The organism is Corallococcus aberystwythensis, from assembly GCF_003612165.1.
GTDB classification, from domain to species: domain Bacteria; phylum Myxococcota; class Myxococcia; order Myxococcales; family Myxococcaceae; genus Corallococcus; species Corallococcus aberystwythensis.
The window spans coordinates 1-10,576 of sequence record NZ_RAWK01000314.1 but is presented as its reverse complement, the minus strand read 5'-3'; the positions used below and the strand labels follow the sequence as shown (position 1 = coordinate 10,576).

Genomic DNA, 10,576 nt, shown 5'->3' with positions numbered 1-10,576 from the left:
ACCCAGGGGTGGGTGGCTGCACCTACGGATGGCACCTTCTACGTGACCATGGGACCGGACACGTCCGATGATTGGATCCCCACAATCGGCTATCTTAGCGGCTTTGAGTACCGCCGGTTCGAGCCGAACGCCAAGCCGGTGTGGCTGCCCTTGCGTCTGCCGGGCCAGTACTACGACCCGGAGACGGACCTGTTCGAGAACTGGAACCGGTACTACGACGCGAGCATGGGGCGGTACCTGGGGCCTGAACCTCTGGTGGAAGAGCCGGAAGCGTTGTTGATGCGCGCCGAAGAGGGGCGGAGCCTGTCTATCTACTCCTATGCGAGCAATCGCCCTCTGTATTTTGTTGACCCTGATGGGCGACAAGACAACCCGGCGATTGACCAGAGAGGCGCTGCGGCTGGAGAATTGGGACGCGAATGTGCCGGCAGTGACGAGTGCATCGAGAAGTTGAAGGAAATTGGTGCGGCAGTCTCCCAGGTGGCGGCGTTTGGGCCAGAAGGGCTGGTTGATCAGGCACCGGATGTGGCTGCTGCGACCGATGATGCTGCGGGCATTGTCGCGGCGGTGATCGGTGAAGGAGAACTCTCGCCTGAAGCGGTAAGGGCCATCAAGAACCTCGAGAAGGAAATCACGAAGCACCAATCAAAGATTACAGCGCTGAAGGAGAACCCCACTGTCCGTCCTGGAATGGAAAACATGCCGAAAGAGGCACAGGCAGCTCAAGTGGAGCGTCGACTCGGCCACCTGGAGCGAGAAATCAGTGCGTTCAAGAAGAATATCGCCGATATTCTTCACGGGAGAGTCAAGCTGACTCCGCGTGGGGGGCGGTGAGGTGAACGATGGAACGGATTGAAGTGAGCGATGGGAGAGAGCTGATTCTGCTGCAGCGGGACGAACTCAGGGGGCCTGCTTCAGGAATGCTTTCGGCGCGCGCTGCGACGTGTTTCGTGACCGCGGACGTGGATGCGAACGCAATCGGAGAGTATGTCCGCCAAGTTGAAGGCCTCTTGACCGGCCATGCTTGTGGATTCGCGGTGATTTGCGGAGAGCATGCCGAGCGGGTCCATGACGAGTTGGATTCCGCCTTGGAGATGCGGGAGGGAGAAACGTCTGTTGTGACATCCTGGTTTCGAAGGGAGGAACTTGAAGATGCGCTGGATGTCTTCTGGAACGGACTGGGAGCTTCGGGCAGAGGCGGCTTGATTGCCATTGTTGGCAGTCAGGACGACCATGTCCGCGCGAGGATTCGCGCCATGTGACGCGGTGCCTTGCGAGGCCTCGCTGGAGCCAGGAACAGGTACATCCGAGCCGTGCATCAGGCGGTGGGCAGCTCCACGATGAACGTCGCACCCTGCCCGGGTTGGCTCTCCGCGCGCAGGGTGCCGTGGTGGGCTTCGACAATCTGTCTGGTGATGAAGAGGCCCAATCCCAGACCTCCGTAATGCCGGGTGGACACCGCGCGGGTGAACTTCTCGAAGATGGCCTGGAGGCTGCCCGGCGAGATGCCGATGCCTTCGTCCCTCACGCTCAGCCTCGCCCGGTCCCGGAGCCGCTCCACCCGGAGCGTCACCGGGCGCCCCGGGCCGTACTTCAGCGCGTTGGACAAAAGGCTGCTCACCACCTGGTCCAACCGGTGGCGGTCCCAGCGGCCCACCGCTCCCGGGGCCGCATCGACGATGAGCTGGCAGCCCGCCTTCGCCGCCTGTGCTTCGAAGCGCTCCACCGAGTCGCGCACCACGTCCGCCAGGTCCACGTCCTCCAGCCGCAACGGCGCGGAGGGGCCCGTCAGCTGCGTGACCTCCAGGAGGTCGTTGATGAGCGTGGTCATCTTCCGGACCTGCCCGGAGACGGTCTCCGCCGTCCGCACCACGCGCTCCCGCAGCGCCTCCAGCGTCTGGGCCGACTGCGCGTCCTTCACCGGGGACTGGAGCTTGAGCTGCAACGGCGTCAGCGGCGTCTTCAATTCGTGTGACGCCACCGTCAGGAATTCATCCCGCAGGGACACCGCGTGCTGCAATTGCGCCTGCGTCTTGCGCAGCTCGGTGACGTCCTGGAGCGCCAGGAGGACCTCCTCCGGATGGCCGTGCTGGGCGGGCAGGGGGGCCGCCTCCACCAGCAGGGAGTAATGCCCGGTGGGGGTGTGCCAGATGACCGGCCCCCCGTGCACGGGCGCGTAAGGCAAATCTGCTGCGCACGCTTCAAGGCGAGAAGCTGGATGGGCCCTGCGTCGCGCTGGCTGCCGTATGAATTGCTCGACCTGGATGTTTTCACTGACTTGAGGGCATGTCTTGCCTGGGGCGCCGGATGATGGCGTGTGCCCGGCGTGCTATGTCCAGGCGCACCGCGCGGAGTTGCTCCGCGCTGCGCGGCATGGGTGGGGGTCGCGCCCGTCGAGGTGAGGCTTCCGTCATGTTTTTCCTGCTCCCGATTGGCGTGGATGGCGCGACGTTGGACCGTCGCCCCTGGGTCTCTGTCTCCATCGCCGCGGCGTGTGTCGTTGCCTTCTTCATCACCTGGGTGATTCCCTCGAACCCGGGCGGAGTGGGGGAGGACGACGTCCGCGAGCTGATCCAGGAGACGCTCGAGCATCCCGACCTGGAGCTGCCCCCGGGCTGCACCGGCCTGCTCAGCGAACACGGCAAGACGCTGCTGCGCCGGCTGAAGGCGAAGGTGGAGGTGGAGGTGGAGGCGCCGGCCGGGGACGTGGATGTGGAAGCGCTCCAGGCGCGGCTTGATGCGCACTGTGAGAGCGTCCTGGAAGCCAAGGACTCGGGACTGCTTCAACTCCTGGGGCTCGTGCCCGCGCGAGGCGTGATGCAGTGGGGCTGGCTGACGTACATGTTCCTGCACCTCGGGTGGATGCACCTGCTGGGGAACATGCTGTTCTTCTACGTCGTGGGCTTGCTGCTCGAGGACGCCTGGGGCCGGCCCCTGTTCGCGGGCTTCTACGGGGTAGGGGGCCTGGTGGCGGCGGTGGCCCACGTCGTGCTCGACCCCTCGTCGCAGGTGCTGATGGTGGGGGCCTCGGGAGCGGTGGCGGCGTGCATGGGCGCGTTCTGCCTGCGCTTCGCCACGCGCAAGGTCCGCGTGGGCTACCTCATCTGGTTCCTGAAAATCTGGCGAGGCACCTTTGGGGTTCCCGGCTGGCTGTGGGCGGGCCTCTGGTTCGGCAACGAGGTGCTCAACTTCGTGCTCTGGGGCAACAACACCGGCGTCGCGGTGATGGCACACATTGGCGGGTTTGGCTTTGGCTTCGTCGCGGCCAGCGCGCTGCGAGTCACCCGCCTGGAGGAGCGCTTCGTCGCCCCCGCCATCGCCGCGCGCGAGGGCGGTTGGGTCGCGGATCCGCGCATGCTGGAGGCCCAGACCTCGCTGGAGACGGGCAACCGTGAGAAGGCCCGAGCGGCCTTCCTGCTCATCCTGGCGGACCATCCGGACCATAGCGAGGCGCTGCTCGCCCTGGGGCGGATGGAGCTGGAGGACGGCAAGGTGCCCGCCGGCTCCGCGCGGGTGGAGAAGGCGTTGCAGCTGCTTGTCGCCCGCGAGGTCCCCGAGCCGCTCTGGAACGCGGTGGACCAACTGGGCGAGCTGTTCCCCGTGGAGCGGCTGCGCCCGGGTGTCGCCTGGCGCGTCGCGCAGGGCCTGGACGAGGGGGAGGCCCCCGCCAACTCGGTCGCCATGGCCGAGTCGCTCTATGCCGCGGCGGGCAAGGGCACCGGCACCATGGCGGTGCGCGCCCTGATTCGGGCCGCGGAGCTCCGGCTGGCGCGCCGGGACGCTCCGGAGACGGCGGCGGGATACCTGACCCGGGCGAAGGAACTGGCGACAGGCGATGCCGCCGCGTTGGCGGAACGGGTGGGGCAGCTGGAGGTGGAGGCGGTCCGGATGGGGGCGCGGATGAAGAACCGGGCAATGGACCTGGACACGGAGTCCGCCACGGCCCGGACCCGCGCCGTGGCGGCCCTGGCGCCCGTGGAGGTCGGGGGCTCCTCGCTGCCCCCGCGAATCATTCCGTGTCGCATCCTGGGGCTGTCCGACAAGGCCCTGCTGGTGGAGGCCCCAGGCGGTCAGCGCCGGTCGCTGTCCGTCACGGAGGTCCTGGCGGTGGCCGTGGGCATGTTGCCTGTCGCGGTGCCGGAAGGGGCGGCCCCCCGGCAGACGGTGCTCACCGACCTGGTGGTGTCCTGGGGAGACCCGGATCGCGGGCCGACCGTGCTGCGCATCCCGGCCGCCGGGCTGGGGTTGCCGGAGCGCTATCCCGGTGTCGCGCCGCGCGAGGCCTACGCGCGCTTCCTGTCAGCGCTGCTGGAGCATTCCGCCGCCAACCCCATGCCCGACGCGCCCACGCTGGCCGAGGGCCGCTATCCGCGCTTCGCCACCGAGGGTGAGCTGACTGCGCACTACTACGGGCAGGTGGCCGCAGCGGCTTGAGGCTGGAGGGGGACCTACGGACCTGGAGGCGCATCTGGGGGCAGGAGCCGGCAGCACCAGATGACTCCTGTGCAGGCATCGACCCGCTTCTCTCCAGGCTCGCAGGTCACGGGATGGCAGAATCTGCCATCCAGGGAGGGAAGCTCCTCTCCATCAATGACAGCCTCGGGATCAGGGCGGGAGTCGGCACGGCGCTTGTCCATCGCGCATGCCGCGACGGGTCTACAGGACTCATCGTCGAAAAAAGGAGGGAATGGCCCGCCGACGAAATCCTCGGGGGCGTAGCGGTCCTCGGGAAGGTCGCCGGTATACGTCTGCATCACCGCATCGAGGGCGCCGGGGGAAGCGCACCGTTGCACAGGGCCCCAGGGCTTGAAGTCGAGCACCTCGAACTCAGGGAAGCTGGCGCACTCCCGAAACTCATGGACTTTGCCTGTAAATCGCCCGTGGACCAGGTACCGGCCCTGTTCCCAGACATTGCGGCGCAGCCTCTCGCCAGGCGGGTTCGCACCCACGGGCAGGACCCGTTTGAAAGGGCCTGTGTCCGACGAGGCCAGGTTCAGCAGGTCCACACCGCAGTCCGAGGTCTGCTCCGCGAAGTACTCTGGCACCACTTCTGGCACCTTGAGCGGGGTGGGCATGGAAGGGGACGGTGTGAGATAGGAGTAGAGGCCCACCAGCCCGATGCCGACCAGTGCCAGGGCTGCCAGGTAACCGCGCGACCTCATCAAGGCACCGCTTCTCCGGCCTTCAGGGGGATCTGCTTCGGCGCTGACGCCTTGGAGCATTGATACCACTTGGCACCGGCACTGAGTGTGACCATTCCCCCGTTAGCATGGATAAACTTGAAGTCCACCTTGTCCGAGGAGCCCAGCGCGAAGACTGAGAGCGCATTGGCCCACTTTTCTGCGAAGGCCTTCGTATTGCAGCCGAAGAACTTGTGGGGATGGTCCGCATTTTTTTGTGGAACAAAGGAGAACGCGGCAATCTTCTTGATGTCAGCGCGGGTCAGGATCGCATCGGAGTCAGGCGAGACGGCCGCGTGGTCGCTGGGATCGTGATTCAGCGAGAGCCACAGGTCATCACTGGCATGACCGTAGAACCAGACCCGGCTCACCTTGGTGCTCTTGAGCTTGTTGATGTAGTTCCAGAACCCCTGGGCCGTCGAAAGGCCCTCGTACTTCCAGCCGCGTTCCTTGGCGCGGGACTTGAGGAGGTCCAGATAGTTCAGCATGCCCTTCTTCATGACGATGACGGCGTGCTCGTATTGGGTCGGCGCTGACGTCTTGTTGGCCAGGTCGCTGGTCCAACGGTCCTTGTAGGCGGGCTCATAGACCAGCCAATGCACGTCCTCTGTCTTTGGATCGTGCACGAGCAGCCGCTCTCCATTGGGCTTGAGCCTCGACCGGAGCAGTGGAGCGGTGACGAAGTTGTCCCAGCTCTGGTCATGCTTGTCCGGATCCTTGGGATCGTAAATCGAGGGTCCACCCGAGAGAATGATGAAGGCATTCTTCACGACGTCCTGCCTCCTGGAAATAATGCGCCAAAAATCAGGTGGCGTGAGATGAGACCTCCAATGCGTTCTGCACGCCCCGAGGCGACGGCTTCCTGTTGTTGGCGTAGTTGAGCTTGTCGTCGCCGCTCGTGTAGACGACGCGTGGGTCGGACGGCAGCGTCGCATCGCCGCCGAAGCCGGCGAGTGAGTCGTGAACGTAGGTGTCGAAGAACGCGATGATCTCCGCGTCCTTCAAGCCCTTGCCCGTAGACTCCGCCTCATAGGCCTCCAGCAGCGCGCGATAATGCGGCCGTAGCATGTCTCGCCCCTTCTTCTGGGCGAGTTGCTGGAGCTTCAAGGCATCCGCCAAAAGCTGTGCGTCGTAGATGCCCGAGTTCTTCATGAACGAGCCATCCGTGCTGGGCAGCGTGTCCAGGATGGACTTCTTCGCGAGGTACCGGTCCTCCGCCGCGCTCGCGAGCGCCACTTCCTGTTCATACATCTGCTGCCCTCCCTTGAGCGTCCACGCTCGCGAATCCCGAAGGGCCCACGCCGTTCGCTCGTGGTCATCGAACTCGGTCTTCAGTTTGTTCGTGGTCTGGGTGAGCGTGTTGCGCTCGTCCTTCCAGCCGGGCTCGTGAGAAGCGAGCACGGTCTGGTCAGCGGTGGGATTGCCTGCGCCTCGGGCCTTCTGGTTGAGCAAGGCCTTGCGAAAGCGCCACTGATAGTAGTGCTTCATGTGGGACAGCAGCAGGGCGCCCACCGGCTTTCCTCCCCGTCCCGCGCAGTCAATGTAGTAGCTGAAGCTGCTCAAGAGGGTTGCGAACGCCCTCTTGCTGGAGGCGTCCTCGCCGAAATCCTTCTGCTTGAGAGGGAGGGGGCTTGCCGCCTCCAGAGGCACGCCGGCCTTGATGGCCTCGATCCGCATCCCCCTCAAGGGAATGAGACTCAAGAACGAGCCGGCCTCGGTGCTGCGAGCGCCCTCTCCCAGGCGATAGCCGCCGCCGACATCCGAATGCGATCCCGGGTAGACCATCTCACGACAGTTCTTCGGATAGCGCAGGCCCTGAAGCACGCTGTCCAAGGGGAAGGAATTGCGGATCTCGTGTGCCGCCACCATGTGGACGCAGTCTTCCACCATGGAGGGGATGCGGAGGTCATCCGCCCAGGCCATGTGGCCATCCGCCCAACCTGACGCGGGGTCCGCGCCGGGCGCACCACCAGAGGCGAAGGCGATATTTTCGAGTGAGCTGCCGCCGCTGTCTTGACGAATCTTGAGCCCCTTTTCCAGGCTCAGGGCTTCCAATGCAATGCCGCGTGCCTGCCGGATATTGGTACTCATGGGCACGCCCACCGAGGCCACCGTGTCAAAGAGGCCCATGAAGTACAGGCGAACAGGATTCTGGATGCCCTTGTGCGTGAAAAGCCAGCCACCCGCCTGACTGCCGATGCAGTTCTCCGCCACAAGCCGGGCAAAGGCACGGGCCAGCGCGGCCCCACGCGAAAAGCCAAACAAAGCCAGGAGGACCTGACGGCCCTTGCTCAGGTCGAGCACCTCCTCCAGCTTCTTCATCGCCCAGTCGAGGCGAGACGACCCTCTGTCGCCAAATCCCATGCTCCTCGTCTCGCCGCCAGGGTCACCAATGTCCTTGAAGCGCGTTCCAATCCCGGGAATGTAGTAGCTGAAGATACCCGCGGAGGAACTGGTCTCCGAATGTGCGCGGAACAGGCGCGCGACGTTGCTGTGTTCCTCGGTGCCGAGGTCCGCGTCCAGGTTGTTGCCGGTGCCGTCGAAGAAGAAGGAGACCTTGATGGTCTGCGGCTCGGCGGCTGGGACGTTCTGCGGAGCCAGGGCTGTCTTGACGCTGGGGACACGGGCTGTGCCCTCCGTATCGACGTCTGCCAGACAGGCCGCCTGGATCAACAGCTTGGGAGACTGCTGCTTGCCCTTCTCACGGGTCGTCGCCATCACGGCACCTCGCTGACTGCTCGTCCTGGACCGAGTTCGCAGCGGGCTTGCGCCTGCCCGCATCCACCCGGTCGAGTTTCAACTTCAAGTCTGGGTAGCCTTCGGTGAGTTCTGCTTCGATGCGTCCATCCGGGAAGAAGTGCACTCCAATGTGACGCGGGTCGGCGGTGACAGGGGCCGCGAGCTGGACGGTCTTCTCACACCAACGCTTCCGGTCCCGTGTCCACCGGAGGGTCAGCGCCACGGGGAACTTCGTGCCAGGCGAGAGTCCCAGGCAGCAGGTGCCCTTGCCTCCACCGCTAGTGGACGAACTGACCGAGAGGTCGCCTCCGCCCTGGCCATTCACCTCGAAGCTGTCGATGGCGAGGTCGGTGTAGTTGTAGCCGTTGATTTCCAGAGAGACGGGGTTCTTAAGACCGGAGGTCTCTTTATCTGTCGTGGGAGGGGACTCCACCGGCTTTGTCTCTATCGCCGGCTGCTTGCAAGAAGCGGCTAGAAAGAGAAGTCCCAGCCACACGCTGCGGCAGACACGCCGAGTAGAGAACTGACCATGATTTTTAAACCTTGTCGCCATTGAACGAATTTACATGGCCTCCTCCATTCTTTCCACCATGGAGGATTGCCGCCAAGTCTTGGAACGCAGCGCGGCGCACCATGGCATGCTCGTGCTCTTCAATGAAAAGCCGTGGCCACCTTTTTGGGGTGGCACACGCCGCGAAGTTGGCATGGATGCGGTTCAATGCAGTGTTGCTGGGTATGCCGACGAGCTTGTCTTTTTGGGTTTAGGGATGGACCCAGATGAGTTCTCTGTAATTGTCTGCCAGTGGCTCGAACCACTTCTGTTACGCTGTTGGGGGTCGCCCTGGAGCTGGCCTTCGCCATCTTCTTTTCGAACAGGTGCAGCCCCAGTGTTCTTTCCGCAGAGCCTCGCATCCGGCCATGAAACAAATGTCCGCACGGGGGGAGTGCGGATAGCTCACCAGCTTCCGCCGGCCCCGCCTCCACCTGAACTGCCGCCACCAAATCCCTTGAATTTGCTTTCCGAGAGCTGCTGGCTCTTCAACGCCGGATGGAATTCCAGCAGGTGCTGGACCCACTTCTTGGCGTAAAGCTCCTGTGGGGTCTTGAATTCCACCTTCCGGCGATAGACGCCCCGCCATTCAGGTTGGGTTTCCCAAAGGACGGCGCCGTCATCCGCGCCATAGGCCTTGGGGTGGACTACGTTCAGACGGAAGCCCTTGGAGTGGACGTAGTTCGCGAGAAGAATGCTCCAGAGGGAGATGATGGTCTTGCGGATGTCGATGACGACCCCTGGATCCACTTCCATGAGTTTGAACAACAACATCGAGGAGCGCTCGACCGCGGAGGACTCCAGGTAGAAGACGGGAGTAGGGCTGCCACTGTATGCCGTGAACTTGCCGCCCTCGACCTTGCCGACCTGGAGACTTTCTCCGTTCCATCCAGGCATCCCCGGCTGCAAGAGCCCGAAGACCCAGGACCGGCGACCTGCGAGGAAGTGATACGCATTGTATTGCATGAAGACGGAGAGCAAGGAGCCCGGCATCCACGACAGGAGCTTCTCCATGCCCTCTGGAAAGTTGCGCTTGAGCGTCTGCGCGGCGAACCCCTTGTTGGGGTCCTGCCAGAGGACATGGACCCAATCGCTGTGGAAGTCAGGCAGGTTGAGGCCCAGTGACTCGAGCTTGACGTCGAGCAGGAAGCGCAGCGTCCGGGTGCGCTCGAACTGCCGGGTCGACCAGGCGACGCTCGCCCGGTTCTCTTGCATGTTCTTACCGAGCCCATTGAAGAACGTAGGGAAGTCCTTGATGAACCCGCCCACGAGCACAGGAAGCTGCTTCTTCGGATCCCCCTGGAGCCCGGGAACGCTGAAGTGGATCCGGAACTGATTCACATGAAAGTTGCCACTGCCCCCGGCGATCTTGAGGTCCGTGAAGTCCATGTTCCACCTCCTGGGTGATGCATCCGCAGCCTCGGGTCCGGCAGAGCCATAGATCTCGCGGCTTGGTTAAGCCACGACCTCTCGTCTCCCATTCCTCAGTGCTAACGAGATGGTTTGACTGCCTTCTTGGTTTTTTGAAGGGCGTCGATGATGGATTTGAGCGTCTCTGGGTCGAACGTCTCCAGTAGGACGTCAACCTTCGCTATGTTCTCTTTTGTCGCTGCGCCCTTGAGATTGGCGATGCCTTTGATGGCGTCTTGGGCGGACTTTGCGCCGCCCTTCATCGGCGCACTTCCTGGCTTGGGTGCCTTGGCTTCCAGGGCTTTGAGTGTGGCTGCGTCCACGAACCCATTGGCCCGTAAGCCGTTCTTGCGTTGGAAGCGCAGAAGCGAACCGACAAGCTTGGCGGGGGCCTTGGGTGTGTTCTTGGGGTCCAGAAGCTGCCCGACGTAGGCGGAGGCTTCGCCTTTGAAATTGAAGCTGAGGGTTGCGTCTCCAGCACGAATGGCACTGATGGATGGCGCTTTCTTCGCGAGGGAAGGGGGGAGTTCGCGCTGGATTGCTTTCTCGAGATTGGCGCCAGGCGACTTGGGCAAGTCGATCCCAAGGGGGGCGTCTCCCTTGTGAAGGTCACTGATGGCGGGCGCCTTCTTCGGGAGTGAAGGGGGGAGCTCGCCCTGGACCGTTTTCTTGAGGTTGGCGTCGGGCGGTTTCGGCG

General features: G+C 63.7%; 10 protein-coding genes. 3 read left to right on the top strand and 7 right to left on the bottom strand.

All coding sequences use genetic code 11. From position 1 onward, the window contains the following. Both D7W81_RS35585 and D7W81_RS42120 read left to right on the top strand, forming a co-directional pair. Nucleotides 1-834 (top strand): RHS repeat domain-containing protein (locus D7W81_RS35585; protein WP_147445740.1); only part of this gene is annotated, 834 nt, incomplete at its 5' end. 8 nt (nt 835-842) lie between these two features. Next, on the top strand, nt 843-1,262 hold the full coding sequence (locus D7W81_RS42120) for a DUF7684 family protein (RefSeq protein ID WP_147445739.1): 420 nt from the start codon (nt 843-845) through the stop codon (nt 1,260-1,262). Nucleotides 1,263-1,318: 56 nt separating this feature from the next. On the opposite strand, the gene D7W81_RS35580 is transcribed toward D7W81_RS42120, so the two are convergent. Then, complete coding sequence (locus D7W81_RS35580; protein ID WP_120559830.1) at nt 1,319-2,185, bottom strand: sensor histidine kinase; 867 nt, start codon at nt 2,183-2,185, stop codon at nt 1,319-1,321. Nucleotides 2,186-2,412: 227 nt separating this feature from the next. Between D7W81_RS35580 and D7W81_RS35575 the strand changes: the two genes are divergently transcribed. Beyond that, entirely contained in the window at nt 2,413-4,434 is a 2,022-nt protein-coding gene (locus D7W81_RS35575; protein WP_120559829.1) for a rhomboid family intramembrane serine protease, read from the top strand. Between the two features lie 14 nt (nt 4,435-4,448). On the opposite strand, the gene D7W81_RS35570 is transcribed toward D7W81_RS35575, so the two are convergent. The 6 genes from D7W81_RS35570 to D7W81_RS35545 all read right to left on the bottom strand — a co-directional run. Beyond that, nucleotides 4,449-5,162, bottom strand: a complete 714-nt coding sequence (locus D7W81_RS35570) for a hypothetical protein (RefSeq protein ID WP_120559828.1) — start codon at nt 5,160-5,162, stop codon at nt 4,449-4,451. Further along, complete coding sequence (locus D7W81_RS35565; protein WP_120559827.1) at nt 5,162-5,950, bottom strand: hypothetical protein; 789 nt, start codon at nt 5,948-5,950, stop codon at nt 5,162-5,164. Before D7W81_RS35565 ends, D7W81_RS35570 begins: the two co-directional genes overlap by 1 nt. Nucleotides 5,951-5,984: 34 nt before the next feature. Beyond that, a complete protein-coding gene (locus tag D7W81_RS35560) occupies nt 5,985-7,898 on the bottom strand; it encodes a T6SS phospholipase effector Tle1-like catalytic domain-containing protein (RefSeq protein WP_158621759.1) in 1,914 nt (637 codons plus the stop codon). Next, nucleotides 7,882-8,352, bottom strand: a complete 471-nt coding sequence (locus tag D7W81_RS35555; protein ID WP_158621758.1) for a DUF3304 domain-containing protein — start codon at nt 8,350-8,352, stop codon at nt 7,882-7,884. Before D7W81_RS35555 ends, D7W81_RS35560 begins: the two co-directional genes overlap by 17 nt. 522 nt (nt 8,353-8,874) lie before the next feature. Continuing rightward, entirely contained in the window at nt 8,875-9,858 is a 984-nt protein-coding gene (locus tag D7W81_RS35550; protein ID WP_120559824.1) for a hypothetical protein, read from the bottom strand. Nucleotides 9,859-9,959: 101 nt separating this feature from the next. Next, a partial coding sequence (locus tag D7W81_RS35545) for a peptidoglycan-binding domain-containing protein (RefSeq protein WP_167508135.1) occupies nt 9,960-10,576 on the bottom strand: 617 nt, incomplete at its 5' end.